General features: G+C 74.4%; 11 protein-coding genes. 3 read left to right on the plus strand and 8 right to left on the minus strand.

What is annotated here, in order from left to right; all coding sequences use genetic code 11:
• Positions 1–103: 103 nt before the first annotated feature.
• Both purH and purN read right to left on the minus strand, forming a co-directional pair.
• Positions 104–1,669, minus strand: a complete 1,566-nt coding sequence (gene purH, locus ACFW22_RS27035; protein WP_386409293.1) for a bifunctional phosphoribosylaminoimidazolecarboxamide formyltransferase/IMP cyclohydrolase — start codon at positions 1,667–1,669, stop codon at positions 104–106.
• A complete protein-coding gene (gene purN, locus ACFW22_RS27040; RefSeq protein WP_386409295.1) occupies positions 1,644–2,273 on the minus strand; it encodes a phosphoribosylglycinamide formyltransferase in 630 nt (209 codons plus the stop codon). The genes purH and purN overlap by 26 nt, the downstream gene beginning before the upstream one ends.
• A 253-nt stretch (positions 2,274–2,526) precedes the next feature.
• Between purN and ACFW22_RS27045 the strand changes: the two genes are divergently transcribed.
• Positions 2,527–3,264 (plus strand): hypothetical protein, encoded by a 738-nt coding sequence (locus ACFW22_RS27045; protein ID WP_386409297.1) that lies wholly within the window; start codon positions 2,527–2,529, stop codon positions 3,262–3,264.
• 13 nt (positions 3,265–3,277) lie between these two features.
• Here the strand turns inward: ACFW22_RS27045 and ACFW22_RS27050 are convergent, their stop codons facing one another.
• Positions 3,278–4,750: a DUF6350 family protein gene (locus ACFW22_RS27050; protein WP_386409299.1), complete on the minus strand. Its 1,473-nt coding sequence runs from the start codon at positions 4,748–4,750 to the stop codon at positions 3,278–3,280.
• A 119-nt stretch (positions 4,751–4,869) separates the two neighbouring features.
• On the opposite strand from ACFW22_RS27050, the gene ACFW22_RS27055 reads away from it, so the two are divergent.
• On the plus strand, positions 4,870–6,240 hold the full coding sequence (locus tag ACFW22_RS27055; protein ID WP_386409301.1) for a sigma factor-like helix-turn-helix DNA-binding protein: 1,371 nt from the start codon (positions 4,870–4,872) through the stop codon (positions 6,238–6,240).
• Positions 6,241–6,352: 112 nt separating this feature from the next.
• On the opposite strand, the gene sucD is transcribed toward ACFW22_RS27055, so the two are convergent.
• The 5 genes from sucD to ACFW22_RS27080 all read right to left on the minus strand — a co-directional run bounded on the left by sucD (position 6,353) and on the right by ACFW22_RS27080 (position 13,867).
• The gene (gene sucD / locus ACFW22_RS27060; RefSeq protein WP_365754731.1) at positions 6,353–7,237 is read right to left on the minus strand and encodes a succinate--CoA ligase subunit alpha; all 885 of its coding nucleotides are present in this window, start codon (positions 7,235–7,237) and stop codon (positions 6,353–6,355) included.
• Between the two features lie 21 nt (positions 7,238–7,258).
• Positions 7,259–8,437 (minus strand): ADP-forming succinate--CoA ligase subunit beta, encoded by a 1,179-nt coding sequence (gene sucC / locus ACFW22_RS27065; RefSeq protein WP_384885475.1) that lies wholly within the window; start codon positions 8,435–8,437, stop codon positions 7,259–7,261.
• 419 nt (positions 8,438–8,856) lie between these two features.
• Entirely contained in the window at positions 8,857–9,996 is a 1,140-nt protein-coding gene (locus ACFW22_RS27070) for a VWA domain-containing protein (protein WP_386409304.1), read from the minus strand.
• The gene (locus tag ACFW22_RS27075) at positions 9,993–12,713 is read right to left on the minus strand and encodes a DUF5682 family protein (RefSeq protein WP_386409306.1); all 2,721 of its coding nucleotides are present in this window, start codon (positions 12,711–12,713) and stop codon (positions 9,993–9,995) included. Before ACFW22_RS27075 ends, ACFW22_RS27070 begins: the two co-directional genes overlap by 4 nt.
• Complete coding sequence (locus ACFW22_RS27080) at positions 12,710–13,867, minus strand: AAA family ATPase (protein WP_386409308.1); 1,158 nt, start codon at positions 13,865–13,867, stop codon at positions 12,710–12,712. Before ACFW22_RS27080 ends, ACFW22_RS27075 begins: the two co-directional genes overlap by 4 nt.
• A 246-nt stretch (positions 13,868–14,113) precedes the next feature.
• Between ACFW22_RS27080 and ACFW22_RS27085 the strand changes: the two genes are divergently transcribed.
• Complete coding sequence (locus tag ACFW22_RS27085) at positions 14,114–15,460, plus strand: SWIM zinc finger family protein (protein WP_386409310.1); 1,347 nt, start codon at positions 14,114–14,116, stop codon at positions 15,458–15,460.
• The last annotated feature ends 16 nt before the right edge of the window (positions 15,461–15,476 follow it).

Genomic DNA, 15,476 nt, shown 5'->3' on the forward strand with positions numbered 1-15,476 from the left:
GGTGGATACCGGCGGGCCGCCCGCCCGATGCGTAGCCGTCAGGGGTGTCGCCCCGGCCGCGTCACCGACGCGCCGGGGGCTCGCGCCCCGTGGCAGCGGTGTCTCAGTGGAAGAAGTGGCGCGTGCCCGTGAAGTACATCGTCACGCCCGCGTTCTTCGCGGCCTCGACGACCAGCTCGTCGCGGACCGAGCCGCCCGGCTGCACGACCGCCTTCACGCCGGCCGCGGTCAGGATCTCCAGGCCGTCGGGGAAGGGGAAGAAGGCGTCGGAGGCGGCGTACGAGCCGCGGGCCCGCTCCTCCCCCGCCCGCTCGACGGCCAGCTTCGCCGAGTCGACGCGGTTGACCTGTCCCATGCCGACGCCGACGGAGGCGCCGTCCTTGGCGAGCAGGATCGCGTTGGACTTGACCGCGCGGCAGGCCTTCCAGGCGAAGGCGAGCTCGGCGAGCTCCTCGGCGGAGAGTGCCTCGCCGGTCGCGAGGGTCCAGTGGGCCGGGTCGTCGCCCTCGGCCTGGAGGCGGTCGGTGACCTGGAGGAGGGCACCGCCGTCGATGGGCTTGACCTCGACCGGGCTGGCCGGGGCGCCCTCGGCCTTCAGGACGCGGATGTTCTTCTTCTTGGCGAGGACCTCGACCGCACCGTCCTCGTAGCCGGGGGCGACGATGACCTCGGTGAAGATCTCGGCCACCTGCTCGGCCATGGCGACGGAGACCGGGCGGTTGACGGCGATGACCCCGCCGAAGGCGGACAGCGGGTCACAGGCGTGCGCCCTGCGGTGCGCCTCGGCGACGTCGGCGCCGATCGCGATGCCGCACGGGTTGGCGTGCTTGATGATCGCGACGCAGGGCTCTGCGTGGTCGTACGCGGCCCGACGCGCGGCATCGGTGTCCGTGAAGTTGTTGTACGACATCTCCTTGCCGTGCAGCTGCTCGGCCTCGGCGAGGCCGCCCGTGCCGTCGACGTAGAGCGCGGCGCCCTGGTGCGGGTTCTCGCCGTAGCGGAGCACGTTCTTGCGCCCGTACGTGGCACCCAGGAAGTCGGGGAAGCCGCTGTCGTCGGCCGCCGCGTAGTCGTCGGCGAACCAGGAGGCCACGGCCACGTCGTACGCGGCGGTGTGCTGGAAGGCCTCGGCGGCGAGCCGCTTGCGGGCGGTCAGGTCGAAGCCGCCCGCCTTGACGGCGGCGAGGACGTCGGCGTACCGCTCGGGGCTGGTGACGATCGCGACCGACGGGTGGTTCTTGGCCGCGGCGCGGACCATCGACGGGCCGCCGATGTCGATCTGCTCGACGCACTCGTCCGGGGTGGCGCCGGAGGCGACCGTCTCGCGGAACGGGTAGAGGTTCACGACGACCAGGTCGAACGGCTCCACGCCGAGCTCGGCGAGCTGCGCGCGGTGCGACTCCAGGCGCAGGTCGGCGAGGATGCCGGCGTGCACGCGCGGGTGCAGGGTCTTGACCCGCCCGTCCAGGCACTCGGGGAAGCCGGTCAGCTCCTCGACCTTGGTGACGGGCACCCCGGCGGCGGCGATCTTGCCGGCCGTGGAGCCGGTGGAGACGAGCTCGACACCGGCCTCGTGCAGACCGCGGGCCAGCTCCTCGAGCCCCGTCTTGTCGTAGACGCTGACCAGCGCGCGGCGGATGGGCTTAACGGTGTCCGTGTTCACCGACATGAACCTTTCGTCCCTCAATGCGGTAGCCGTGCCGGGCGAGACGCCCCACGACGTCGACGAGCAGCGAGCGCTCGACTTCCTTGATGCGCTCGTGCAGAGCGGCTTCATCGTCCTCGTCCCGCACCTCGACCACGCCCTGGGCGATGATCGGGCCGGTGTCGACGCCGTCGTCGACGAAGTGGACGGTGCACCCGGTGACCTTCGCCCCGTAGGCGAGGGCGTCGCGCACCCCGTGGGCACCGGGAAAGCTGGGCAGCAGGGCGGGGTGGGTGTTGACGACCCGACCACCGAAACGGGCGAGGAACTCCTTGCCGACGATCTTCATGAAGCCGGCCGAGACCACGAGGTCCGGCTCGTGCGCGGCGGTGGCCTCGGTCAGCGCGCGGTCCCACTCCTCGCGGGTGGCGTGGTCCTTCACCCTGCAGACGAAGGTGGGGAGGCCGGCCCGCTCCGCGCGCTCCAGGCCCACGATGCCCTCCCGATCCGCGCCGACGGCGACGACCTCGGCTCCGTACCCCTCGGGGTCGGCGGCGATCGCGTCGAGCAGGGCCTGGAGGTTCGTGCCGGAACCGGAGACCAGGACGACGAGGCGGGCGGCAGCCACTGGCTCACTCTTTCCGTGGTGTTTGTGTGGTCATACGAACGAATCGTGCCCCTCGATACGGGGAACCCTACGAATGGCTCGACCGTCAGCAACGATACCGGCACATGGGACGGCCCCCACGGGACGGGGGCGGGGCAGGGCGGTAGCGTCAGGGTCCGCGCCGGACGCACACGCAGACGAGCAGCGGACGAGACAGCAGCGGAGACCACGGGTGCGGACGTGGTCGAAACGACAGAGGGAAGACGTTCAGCAGATGCCGGAACGCCAGTCCACCGACGACAACAACCCGTTCGCGCCGCCGCCCGAGGGCCGGCCGGATCAGCCGTGGCAGCCGCGGCGACCGGAGGGCTCGGACGGCGATCCGTCCGGGAACCCTGACTCGCCGGAGCCGTCGGACGGCCGCTGGAGCCCCCGCCAGCCGGGCCCCTCCCAGGACGGCTTCGGTCGCGGACCGGAACGGCAGGGCGGCGACCAGGGCGGCCCGGAGCGCGGGCCCGGGCAGGGCCCGCGCTGGGATCCGACCGACCCGGCCCAGCGGCGGGCCCGGTACGCGGTCCTCGCGGGCGTGTGGGGCTTCTTCTTCGCGTTCTTCGGCCCCCAGGAACTGGCCCTGCTGCTCGGCGCGCTCGGCCTCTACTGGGCCGTCAGTTCGCTGCGCGCCAAGCCGAAGGCGCCCGGCGAGGTGTCGCCGACGTCACAGTCGGCACCGCAGGCCCCCTCTCCGTTCCGGTCCCCGGCGGACGCTCCCCGACCCTCCGAGCAGGGGGCGTCCGCGACGGCCGGCCCGGAGCGGTCGATGCGGAGGGCGGCGATCGGCGGGCTCGTCGGGGCGAGCACCGCGCTGGTGGTCGTCGCGGTGAGCTTCAGCATGCAGCTCGCCTACCGGGACTTCTACGAGTGCCGTGACGACGCCCTGACCCATGCGAGCCAGCTGGCCTGCAACGACCTGCTGCCGAAGCAGCTCCGCGTGGTCTTCGGGGTGCGGGAGTAGTCACCCGGGACAGTCACCCGGGATCGACGGAGGACGGCGGCGGGGAGGCTTCCCAGGCCGCCGGGAGGTAGTCGTACGGCTCGTAGCCGGGGTCGTCGCCGAAGGGGTCGGCGTAGGGGTCGACGTCCGGCCCCCGCCCCGGGGCGGCTCCGGGAAGCACCGGGGCCTTCGGCACCGCGACCTCCCCGGGGCCGGGCGGGCCGACGGGAGGCGCGGTCGGGCCGGCGGCCCCGCCCGGGGCGACGGCCGGGTCCGCGGGCGACGCGTCCGCCGGCACGGTCCGGGGCCGCTCGGCGCGCGGGGTGCGGCAGGCCCAGGCGCGCATCCCCCACGCCACCGGAACCCCCGCGCAGGCTCCCCACAGCACCGCCGCCGCGCCCGCCTGCCACCACACCGGACCGAACTCGGCCAGACGGCCGGTGCCGAGCGGGCCGCCCGCGGCCCCCGCCAGGACGGCGACGACCGCTCCGCACCCCCCGGCCGCGGCGAGGGCCGCCAGGGCCGTTTCCCGGGCGCTCCAGGCCCGCGCCGGACCGCCGATGCGCCACCCCTGGACGACGGCGGCGGCCAGCGGGACCACGAGGGTCGCCCCGTGGATCCAACCGCCGCGCCCCTCGGCGGGCAGTGCGGCCAACAGCGGGAAGGGCGGCACGGCGGGGTCGCCGCCGAGGCCCAGGGGGGTCGCCAGCGCCCCGGTGCCGAGGGCGAGGCCGGGTCCGAGACCGTACGCGGCGCCCCAGACGGCCGCGTTCGGCAGCAGCACCAGGATGAGGAGCAGGACCGTCACCCGACCGGACCATTCCGCGGCGAGCGCCGCGAAGGAGGCCTCCGCCCGCCCCTCGTGGAGGATCAGCGAGGTCGCCGCGACCACGGCCCCGCCGCCGAACAGGGTGATCAGGCCGAGCCCTGCCGCCCGCAGAACGGCGGGGGCCTGCCGCTGCCGGGGCAGCGGGCGGCCGAGCGCCGTCCACACGCCCGCCCCCGCCGCGGCCGTGACGATGCCGGGGAGCCAGAACGCGGCGGCGACCGGGTCCGCGGGCAGCGGGCCGCTCTCGCTGTAGGCCACGACGGCAGCCGCGACCAACAGGTACCCCCCGGACACCGCGACGACGGTGCCGCCCGGGGAGGGGCGCGGTCGTCCCCCGCTGCCGCCCGGATCGAGGGTGTCGCGGGCGACCCGGTGGACGAGCAGGACGGGCAGGGCCACGAGCAGCAGGGGGATGACGCCGAGCGGGGCGGGCAGGCCGGACAGGGTGTCCGTGCGGACCAGGTCCACCCCGTGGGCGAGCAGCCAGGTCCCGGCGGCGACGTGCAGGGCTCCGACGGGCCCGCTGTCGGGGTACGGGGAGCTGATCCAGGCCGCGATCACCAGGACCGCGAGGGCACCGAGCCCCAGTCCGGCGGCGACCGCGCCCCGGACGCAGGCGGTGGCGAGGGCCCTGGAACGGCCGCCCTGGGTCATGGGGTGCTCGGTCACGTGGGTCACGGGGTCATGCTGCCAACGACACGCGCTCATGGCGCGTAACGGGCAAACCTCCGCTGTGTCGCCCAAGATACGTTTATGTACTTTTCCGCCCATAGTCGCTCTGCGGGAGGTCGATGCCGATGAGCCGGAGCACCACGGATTCCGCGTCCTCCGCCGCCCTGCCGACACCGAAGGAGCGGCGCAGGTTGCGCGAGGCCCTCGCACTGAGCGAGGAACAGGTCGCCGAGGCCATGGGCGTCACGAAGGCCACGGTCAAGTCGTGGGAGACCGGGCGCTCGGAGCCCCGGGGCCGGAAGCTCGATGCGTACGCGAAGCTGCTCGGCGCGTCCGGGGCCCCGCTGCCGGAGGACCCGCTCCCCGCCGATCCCCCGGCAGCGGAGCCCCGGACGCAGCCACGGCCACCAGGACGGCGGCCCCCGGAACGGGACTCGCCCCGCGAGCGGGACCGACCCTCGGCGGACTCCCCCCTCGACGCCCCGGCCACCCGCACGGAGCACCCCTCCACGGCCGGGTGCGCCACCGAGCGCACCACCGAGCGCACCACCGAGCCGATGCGGGCCTCCTCCCCCGCCCCTGCCGCCCGCCCGGGCGTCTCGAAGCCGTCGGAGCGCCTGAAACCGGCGCCCGACGCGAACCCGGCGCCCGACGCACCGCCGGTGACCCCCGCCCCGTCGGTGGACCCCGCCCCCGCCCTCACCCCCGAGGAGGCCTTCGACGCGCTGTACGCACACGCCGCGCCGGGCCTCGTCCACCAGACGTACCTGCTCACCGGACGCCGCCGGCTCTCCCGCGAGTCCGTCGAGCACGCCTTCCACCACGCCTGGCAGCACTGGCCCGAGGTGGCCGTGGACGCGGACCCGGTGGGCTGGGTGCGGGCGGCGGCGTACGAGTACGCCCTCTCGCCCTGGCACCGGTTCCGCCGCGCCCACAAGCACCCGGACGCCCCGCCGACCGAGGCGAACCGCCGGGCGCTGCTCGGCGCGCTCCTCGAACTGCCCCCGCCGTACCGCCGCACCGTCCTGCTCTACGACGGCCTCGGGCTCGACCTGCCGGAGACGGCCGCCGAAACGGAGGCCAGCACCCCGGCCGCGGCCAACCGACTGCTGCACGCCAGGACGGTCCTGGCCCGGCGGCTTCCCGAACTCTCCGAGCCGGAGGAGCTGCACCGACGGCTCGGCACGCTGGTCGCCGAGGCCCCGACGACCACCCTCCCGCCGGCCCGCGCGGTCCGGACCGGCAGCGAACACCGGACCCGCACCTGGACGCGTGCGGTGCTCTGGGTGACGGCGGCCCTCATCGGGGTCACCGGCTTCACGGCGGCGACCGCACCGACCCGCTACATCCCGGTGAACGCCCCCGGCGAGACCGTCAACGGCGTGCCGGTGCGGGGCGGCCCGCAGAAACTGAGCCCCGAGGACCTGGAACTCCGCGACGCGCTGCGCTCCCGGCCCAACCCCGGCCCGGAGCGCCTGGTGCCGGTCGCCGAATAGCCTCCGGCCGCGAGCCGCGGCACGCGGAGGGGCCCCGCCCCCACCCGGTCTCCCGGGTGGGGGCGGGGCCCCTCGTGCACGGCCCGTCGGGCTGCTGTGCGGGTCAGCCCGTTCAGCCCGCCAGGATGGCGCGCGCCAGCTTGGCCGTCTCGGTCGGGGTCTTGCCGACCTTGACGCCCGCGGCCTCCAGGGCCTCCTTCTTCGCCTGGGCCGTGCCGGAGGAACCGGAGACGATGGCGCCGGCGTGGCCCATGGTCTTGCCCTCGGGCGCGGTGAAGCCCGCGACGTAGCCGACGACCGGCTTGGTGACGTTGGCCTTGATGAAGTCGGCCGCACGCTCCTCGGCGTCGCCGCCGATCTCGCCGATCATGACGATCAGGTCGGTGTCGGGGTCCGCCTCGAAGGCCGCCAGGGCGTCGATGTGCGTGGTGCCGATGACCGGGTCGCCACCGATGCCGACGGCGGAGGAGAAGCCGATGTCACGGAGCTCGTACATCATCTGGTACGTCAGCGTGCCGGACTTCGAGACCAGGCCGATGCGACCCGGCTTGGTGATGTCGCCCGGGATGATGCCGGCGTTGGACTGGCCCGGGGTGATGAGACCGGGGCAGTTCGGGCCGATGAGGCGGGTCTTGTTGCCCTTCTCCACCGCGTACGCGTAGAACGCGGCGGAGTCGTGGACGGCGATGCCCTCGGTGATGACGACCGCGAGCGGGATCTCGGCGTCGATCGCCTCGACGACGGCGGCCTTGGCGAAGGCCGGCGGCACGAAGAGGACGGAGACGTTGGCGCCGGTCTCCTTCATCGCCTCGGCGACGGTGCCGAAGACCGGGATCTCGGTGCCGTCGAAGTCGACCTTGGTGCCGGCCTTGCGCGGGTTCACGCCACCGACGATGTTGGTGCCGTCACCCAGCATGAGCTTGGTGTGCTTCATGCCCGTGGCACCGGTCATGCCCTGGACGATGACCTTGCTGTCCTTGTTGAGGAAGATAGCCATGGCTGTGGTTTCCCCTGTCCCTTACTTCGCAGCCGCGAGCTCGGCGGCCTTGTCGGCCGCGCCGTCCATGGTGTCCACGCGCTGCACGAGCGGGTGGTTGGCGTCCGACAGGATCTTGCGACCCAGCTCCGCGTTGTTGCCGTCGAGGCGCACGACCAGCGGCTTGTTGACCTCTTCGCCCTTGGAGGCGAGGAGCTCCAGGGCCTGGACGATGCCGTTGGCGACCTCGTCACAGGCGGTGATGCCACCGAAGACGTTGACGAAGACGGACTTGACGTCCGGGTCGCCCAGGATGATCTCCAGGCCGTTCGCCATGACCTCCGCGGAGGCGCCGCCGCCGATGTCGAGGAAGTTGGCCGGCTTCACGCCGCCGTGGTTCTCACCGGCGTACGCGACGACGTCCAGGGTCGACATGACCAGGCCGGCGCCGTTGCCGATGATGCCGACCTCGCCGTCGAGCTTGACGTAGTTGAGGCCCTTGGCCTTGGCCGCGGCCTCGAGCGGGTTGGCCGCCGCCTTGTCCTCGAGCGCCTCGTGCTCGGGCTGGCGGAAGTCGGCGTTGGCGTCCAGGGACACCTTGCCGTCCAGGGCCAGGACGTCGCCGGAGGCGACCTTGGCCAGCGGGTTGACCTCGACGAGGAGCGCGTCCTCGGCGACGAAGGTCTTCCACAGGGTCACCAGGACCTCGGCGACCTTCTCGGCGACCTCGGCCGGGAACTGGGCCTGGGCGACGATCTCACGGGCCTTCTCGATGTCCACGCCGTGGTTGGCGTCGACCGGGACCTTCGCGAGCTTCTCGGGGGTCGTCGCGGCGACCTCCTCGATGTCCATGCCACCGGCGACGGAGGCCATGGCCAGGAAGGTGCGGTTGGTGCGGTCGAGGAGGTACGAGACGTAGTACTCCTCGAGGATCTCCGGAGCGGTCTCCGCGATCATCACCTTGTGGACCGTGTGGCCCTTGATGTCCATCCCGAGGATGTCCGTCGCACGGGCGACGGCCTCGTCCGGGGTGGCGGCCAGCTTGACGCCGCCGGCCTTGCCTCGGCCACCGACCTTCACCTGCGCCTTGACGACCGACTTGCCGCCAAGACGCTCGGTGGCCTCGCGCGCCGCCTCAGGCGTGTCGATGACTTCACCGGCCAGCACCGGTACACCGTGCTTGGCGAAGAGGTCCCTCGCCTGGTACTCGAACAGGTCCACGCGCGTCCGTCCCTTTTCTGATGATCGCGGTTCGTTGTCTGCGTGGGCGTGCCGCGGAGGGCAACGTGACTGCGCTGTCACAAGGGAGGCGTGCACGGAGTCCGTGGACGCGGCATGTCCGTCTCGCAGGTTATCCCCGCGGGCCGTGGGTCCCTAAATCGCAGGTCACAACCGAGCGGTGATACGGGTCACAGAACGTAGGGGCGGACGGGCGGTCCGTAGGGGCGGCAGAGCACGACCCGGACCCCCTTCCAGCAGGCGGGGACTGGCCTCCCGCCCCCTCACGACGCGCCCGGCCCGATCCTGAGGGTCCCACGGCGGCGGATGTGATATGGACCTCAGTCGAACCACCGGCACCCGTGCGGGTGGTCCCGCAGCGACGGATTCCGCACCGCCCCGTACCGCCGGTCGGGCGGGGGTCAGGCCTCGGGCACCGGCAGCGGGCGCTTCTCCAGGGCCGCCGCCATGACCTCCGGGAAGTGGTCGGGGGTGCAGGCGAAGGCGGGAACGCCGAGCGCGGCGAGCGTCGCCGCATGCTCCCGGTCGTACGCGGGGGCGCCCTCGTCGGAGAGCGCGAGGAGCACCACGAGCTGCACCCCGGAGGCCTTCAGGGCCGCGACCCGCTGCGCCATCTCGTCCCGGATGCCCCCCTCGTACAGGTCGCTGACGAGGACGAGGACCGTGTCGGCGGGGCGGGTGATCCTCGACTGGCAGTGGGCGAGGGCACGGTTGATGTCGGTGCCGCCGCCGAGCCGGGTGCCGAACAGCACGTCGACCGGATCGTCGAGGTGGTCGGTGAGGTCGACGACGGCGGTGTCGAAGACGACCAATCGGGTGGCGAGCGACCGCATGGAGGCGAGGACCGCTCCGAAGACGGAGGCGTACACGACGGAGGCGGCCATGGAGCCCGACTGGTCGATGCAGAGCACCACCTCCTTCCTGATCCCCCGGGAAGCGCGCCCGTGGCCGACGAGGCGCTCGGGGACGACCGTGCGGTGCTCGGGCAGGTAGTTCTTGAGGTTGGCGCGGATCGTCCGGTCCCAGTCGATGTCCCGGTGGCGGGGCCGGCCGATCCGGGCCGAACGGTCGAGCGCCCCGGTCAGTGCGGTGCGGGTACGGCCGGCGAGGCGTCGCTCCAGATCGTCGACGACCTTGCGCACGACGGTCCGCGCGGTCTCCCTGGTCGTCTCGGGCATCGCCTTGTTCAGGGCGAGCAGGGTGCCGACCAGGTGCACGTCCGCCTCGACCGCCTCCAGCATCTCCGGCTCCAGGAGGAGGGCGTCGAGCCCGAGCCGGTCGATCGCATCGCGCTGCATCACCTGGACGACGGAGCCGGGGAAGTACCTGCGGACGTCCCCGAGCCAGCGGGCCACGGAGGGTGCCGAGGCGCCGAGCCCGGCCGAGCGGTCGCCGCCCCGCCCCTTGTGGTCGTAGAGCGCGGTGAGGGCCCGGTCCATGGCGGAGTCGGTTCCGGTGGGCGTCCGGCCGGTGCCGTCGGCGTCCCCGCCGCCCAGGACCAGCCGCCAGCGCCGCATCCGCTCGTCTTCGGCAGTGGTCATGCGAAGGACTCCGTTCCGAGGATCAGGTGCAGGAGCGGCAGCACGGCGTCCGCCCGGTCGCGATCGAGGACGGGGGCGAAGCCGGGAGCGGCGGGGGCGGCAGGGCCGGGAGCGGCGGGGCGGGGCCCCCGGGCGGCCAACTCCCCGAGGGTGCGGCGCACCCCCGGCTCGTACCCGGAGAAGGTGCGCCGCAGCAGCGGCAGGACAGCGGGGAACGCCCCGTCCGGCACCCCGGTCAGCCAGGCGTCGACCAGACCGAAGAGTCGCGGGTCGTGCACGAGCAGCAGTCCACCCCCGGAGCTCCCGCCGAGGAAGCCGTCGAGCCAGGCGGCGGCGTCGGCCGGCGGGGTGCCCGGGGACAGGACCCGGTCCATGAGCGGACCGAGCTCCGCACCGTCGATCCGCCCCCCGTCGAGCAGCAGTCGTGCGGCGCGTCCCCGGAGGACCCCCGGTATCCGCTCGCCCCGGGCGAGCCGCAGCAGGGTCGCGCCCCACCGCGCGACGAGCCCACCGGCAGGGCGGACGGGGTCGCCGGGGACGAGGGGGCCACGGGGACGGCCGGGGCCACCGGCCACGCCGGGCCGGTCGGAGCCGTCGGGCCGAGCGGAACCGTCGGGGGTGTCCTCCGGCCCGGTGGGGTCGGCAGCACCAGGAGGCATCGGGCCGTCGCCCGTCCCGGACCGGCCGGGCGCGTGGGGCTCGACCGGCCGGTCCGGGGACTCCGGCCCCGCGGGCGGGGCGGGACGGGCCGGTGCGTCCGGCCCGTCGCGTCGGGCGGGACGGGCCGGGAGGAGGGCGATCGCCGTGTGGACGGCATCGAGCCGGTCCCTCATCTGCTCGGCGGCATCGGCGTCGAGTCCGGTGCAGGAGGGCGGCAGTCCGATGCAGATCCGCTCGGCAAGCCCGACGGCCACCTCGGCGAGGGCCGCCGTGTCGGTGCCCCGGACGTCGCCGTAGCGCAGGGACCGCGCCAGGGCCGGGAGGGCGTGGGCGAGGTGGGCGACGTCGGCGTCGAGCGCGGCGCGGTCGGCGAGCGCCCGCATGACGGTCGGGAGCGCTTCGGCGAGCCCGGCGAGGAGGCAGTCCTCCGCGAGTGCGGTGACCTCGCCGAGGAGGGTCGCGGCCCGGGCACGGAACTCGACCTTCGCGGTGGCGGCGGCCTCGACGGTGGTGCCCCAGACCCCGGCCTCGGCGAGGCGGACGTACAGTTCCGGGTCCCAGCGCAGCCGCCAGTTCTCCCGGAAGGTGCCCGTTCCCGCACGTCCGGCGACCGGTTCGCCCCAATGGACGTCGAGCAGTCGGAGTCGGTGCAGCAGCCTGCTGCGCTCGGCGTCGCCGTCCTTTCGGAGGTCGAGCCCCAGCTCGCGCTCCTGCGGCTCGGGCTTGAGGCGCAGGGTTCGCTGCCGGCGGGCCAGGTCGCGCTGGAGGGGCACCGCAGGGGCGGCGGCCGGCACCTCGCCGAGGACCTCCCCGACGACGAGGCGGTCACGGACCAGGTCGAGCAGGACGTCGGAACCCTCGCAGAGCACGGCGCGGATGGCGTCCGTCGTCTCTTCGAGGCCGGGGAGCGGACGGTCCCGCAGGGCGGCGAGGGCCCCGGCGAGCCGCACCGCCTCGATCACGTCGGCGGAGGAGACGGGGCGGTCCTCGGCCCTGAGGAGTCCGGCGGCCTTGGTCATCCAGCGCTCCACGGGCCGGTCGGGGGCGGCGAAGAGGTGCCCGTACCAGCCGGGCGCGTCGATCCCGGCGCCGTAGCCGGAGTGCCGGGCGAGCCTGCGGTGGGTCCAGGGCACCCAGGTCAGCTCGACCTTCGCCTTGGGCAGCCCCTTGAGGAGCGCCTTGTCTGCGGCGACGGTGGTCCTGCGGGTGAGCGCGGGCACGTGCCAGGCGCCGCAGACGACGGCGACGGAGTCACCGAACTCCTTCCGGGCGGCGCGCAACTGGAGCCGCATGTACGCCTCGCGGACCGGATCCCGGGGGTGGCCGCCGTGCCCGTACGCCTCGCGCAGGGCTCCCATGGCCTCGGCGAGGGCTTCGAAGGCGGCGGTGGGATCGCCGTCACCGCGCAGTTCGATGACGTCCTCCCACCAACGCTCGGCGTCCTCGTATCCGGCGGCCGAGGCCAGTTCGGCAACGGGGTCGATCCGCAGGCTGCCGACGGCCTCCCCGCCTTCCGCCCGGCTCCGGGCGGGATCGGCCGCGACAAGGGTGTGTGCGGCGGGCAGGTCGACGAAGCGGACGACGGCGCCGCGGTCGAGCGCCCAACGCAGCGCGACCCACTCGGGCGAGAACTCGGCCATCGGCCAGAACGCGGCCCGTCCCGGGTCGTCCACGGCGTGGGCGAGCAGTGCGACCGGTGGGCGCATGTCCGGTTCCCCGGCGAGCGCCACGAGCGCGTCCGCCTCGGCCGGCCCCTCGATGAGCACCGCGGCAGGCGCCTCCGCTTCCAGCGCGGCGCGCACGCCCCGCGCGGACCCGGGACCGTGGTGCCGGACCCCCAGCAAGAGGGGCCCGCCGCGCCCCCTTCCGTGCCCGGTCCGACCGGGGAGGTCCGGCGGACCCGCGGGGCGGGCACCGGATGCCGGCGGTGCGGCGGGTGCGCCGCCCGGCGCACCGCCGGTGGAGCCGGACCGGATGGCCGGTGCGCGATCGGCGGCACGGTCGGCGGCGGGGCGGGGCGTCATGCCGCGGGTCGGTGCCGTGGACGCCGTCGTCATGCGCTCGCCTCGCGGCACGCACGGTAGAAGTCCTTCCAGCCGTCCCTCTCCCTGATGACCGTCTCCAGGTACTCCTGCCAGACGACCCGGTCGGCAGCGGGGTCGCGGATGACCGCGCCGAGGATGCCGGCCGCGATGTCGCCGGGACGCAGGGTGCCGTCGCCGAAGTGGGCGGCGAGGGCCAGCCCGCCCGTGACCACGGAGATCGCTTCGGCCGTGGAGAGCGTCCCCGAGGGGGACTTGACCCTCGTCCGGCCGTCGGCGGTGACCCCGTCCCGCAGCTCGCGGAACACGGTGACGACGCGGTGGATCTCGTCCGCCCCGTCGGACAGGGCGGGCAGGGCCAGGGAGCGCCCGAGCTGCTCGACGCGGCGGGTGACGATGTCGACCTCGGCCTCGGGCGTCGCGGGCAGCGGGAGCACGACCGTGTTGAAGCGGCGGCGGAGTGCGCTGGAGAGTTCGTTGACGCCCCGGTCGCGGTCGTTGGCGGTGGCGATGAGGTTGAAGCCGGGGACGGCCTGCACCTCCCGGCCCAACTCGGGGACGGGAAGGGTCTTCTCGGACAGGATCGTGATGAGCGTGTCCTGCACGTCGGCGGGGATGCGGGTGAGCTCCTCGACCCGGGCGGTCTGGCCCTGTGACATCGCGCGCATGACGGGGCTGGGGACCAGGGCGTCCGCGCTGGGCCCCTGGGCGAGGAGTTGGGCGTAGTTCCAGCCGTACCGGATGGCTTCTTCGGGCGTGCCGGCGGTGCCTTGGACCAGGAGCGTGGAATCGCCGCTGACGGCGGCGGCGAGGTGTTCGGAGACCCAGGTCTTGGCCGTGCCGGGGACGCCGAGCAGGAGCAGGGCCCGATCGGTGGCGAGCGTGCTGACGGCGACTTCGACGATGCGGCGCGGCCCGATGTACTTGGGCGTGACCACGGTCCCGTCGGGGAGCGTGCCGCCGAGGAGGTAGGTGGCGACGGCCCGGGGGGAGAGCCGCCAGCGGGCGGGACGCGGTCGGTCGTCCACGGCGGCGAGGGCCGCGAGTTCACGGGCGAAGGCGTGCTCCGCGTGCGGCCTGATGACCTCGGCGGCGGTCGCCGGCCGTTCCGGTCCGGTGTCCGTCTCGACACCGGAACCGGACTGCGCGATGGTTTCGGGCACGGGCATGGGTCCCCCTCCAGATCGTTCGACCTGCTGTGCGATCCACCGTGCACCACGGCACTGACAACCGGACGTCCCCGCTGGTCGGGCAGGGTGGGAGAGCGGGCGAGGGCATTCGGCACCCAGCGCTTCCGACGCTCCCGACGCTCCCGACGCTCCCGACGCTCCCGACGCAAAGGATCGTCCCGCGCTCGGACCACCGGAACCCGCGTGCCGGCGGCAGTGTCAGTGGCACCCCCTACCGTCGGTGACATGAATGCCACGGGGGTGCGTTGGACGGCCGAACAGGTGCTGGCACTGGCTCCTGACGACGTCTCGCGCAGAGCGGGGAGCAAGCTCGGCACGACCGGTTCCTGGTCGGGGACGGGGTGCGGCGACGGCGCCGTCTGGGGGCTGTGCGGGGGCAGCGGAAGCACGCCGTACCGGACGGTGGTCGACACCACGGGGCCGGCACACTCCTGTACGTGTCCGAGCCGGGAGTTCCCGTGCGAACACGCGCTGGGCCTGCTGCTGCTCCGGGCGGCGGAGGGCGTGGCGCGCGAGGGCTCCGCCGCGCCCGACTGGGCCGTCCGGTGGCTCGCGGAGCGGCGCGGCCGGACTGCGGGCGCCGGGCACCGGACCGGGCCCGTCCCGAGAAGGGCGATTGCGGACCCCGGGGCGGCGCGCCGGAGGGCCGAGCGTCGGGCCACCCTGATCACCTCGGGCGCACGGGAGTTGGAGCAGCGGCTCGCCGACCTGCTGCGCGGTGGCCTGGCGTCGACCGAGCAGGCGGGGCACGCCCCGTGGGAGGAGACGGCGGCCCGCATGGTCGACGCCCAGGCACCGGGGCTGGCCGCCCGGGTCCGGGAACTGGGCGCGATACCGGGCTCGGGGCCCGGTTGGCCGGTGCGGCTCCTGGAGGAGTGCGCGCTGACCCACCTCCTCAACCGGGCCTGGCTGGCCGCCGACCGACTACCCGGCCCGTTCGCCGCGACCGTACGGACCCGGGTGGGCCTCAGCGCCCCGGCCGACGGCGTCCCGGTGCACGACCACTGGTCGGTCCTCGCCCAGTACGACACGTCCGACGCCCGACTGACCACCCGGCGGATCTGGCTGCACGGCACGACCAGCGAACGCACCGCGCTCCTGCTCTCCTTCGGGGCGGCGGGCCGGGCTCCCCGGCTCTCCTTCCCCGTGGGCACGCTGCTCGACGGCGAACTGACCCCGCACACGGGCTCCGGCCAGTTGCGGGCGGAGCCGGGCGAGCGGTTCGTCCCGGTCCCCGGGCCCGCGGCCCCGCCGCAGGCCGGACCGGTCGGCGCGGCGCTCGACGCGTACGGCCGGGCGCTGGGCGAGGACCCGTGGCTGGACTCCTGGCCGGTGACGCTGGGCGGGGTCGTACCGGCGCGCGCCGCGTACGGCTGGCAACTCGCCGACGCCGACGGTCGCGAGGCCTTGCCCCTGACGTCCGTCGCCCAGTCCCGCCCGGGCCTCTGGCGCTTGCTCGCCCTGTCCGGCGGTGGCCCGGTGACCGTCTTCGGAGAGTGCGGGCACCGGGGGTTCGCCCCGCTCGCCGCCTGGTCTCCGGAAGCCCCGGGCGAGACGGTCCCCCTCGTATGAGGCCCGGTCACCGCCC

It is taken from the genome of Streptomyces sp. NPDC058872 (assembly GCF_042743065.1).
Taxonomy (GTDB): Bacteria; Actinomycetota; Actinomycetes; order Streptomycetales; family Streptomycetaceae; genus Streptomyces.

Bases quoted from the DNA above. Each gene is read 5' to 3' on its own strand.
- ACFW22_RS27075 (WP_386409306.1), bottom strand. From the start codon at position 12,713: ATGACGACGGCGTCCACGGCACCGACCCGCGGCATGACGCCCCGCCCC.
- ACFW22_RS27085 (WP_386409310.1), top strand. From the start codon at position 14,114: ATGAATGCCACGGGGGTGCGTTGGACGGCCGAACAGGTGCTGGCACTG.
- ACFW22_RS27055 (WP_386409301.1), top strand. From the start codon at position 4,870: ATGAGCCGGAGCACCACGGATTCCGCGTCCTCCGCCGCCCTGCCGACA.
- sucD (WP_365754731.1), bottom strand. From the start codon at position 7,237: ATGGCTATCTTCCTCAACAAGGACAGCAAGGTCATCGTCCAGGGCATG.
- ACFW22_RS27070 (WP_386409304.1), bottom strand. From the start codon at position 9,996: ATGACCACTGCCGAAGACGAGCGGATGCGGCGCTGGCGGCTGGTCCTG.
- purH (WP_386409293.1), bottom strand. From the start codon at position 1,669: ATGTCGGTGAACACGGACACCGTTAAGCCCATCCGCCGCGCGCTGGTC.
- ACFW22_RS27080 (WP_386409308.1), bottom strand. From the start codon at position 13,867: ATGCCCGTGCCCGAAACCATCGCGCAGTCCGGTTCCGGTGTCGAGACG.
- ACFW22_RS27045 (WP_386409297.1), top strand. From the start codon at position 2,527: ATGCCGGAACGCCAGTCCACCGACGACAACAACCCGTTCGCGCCGCCG.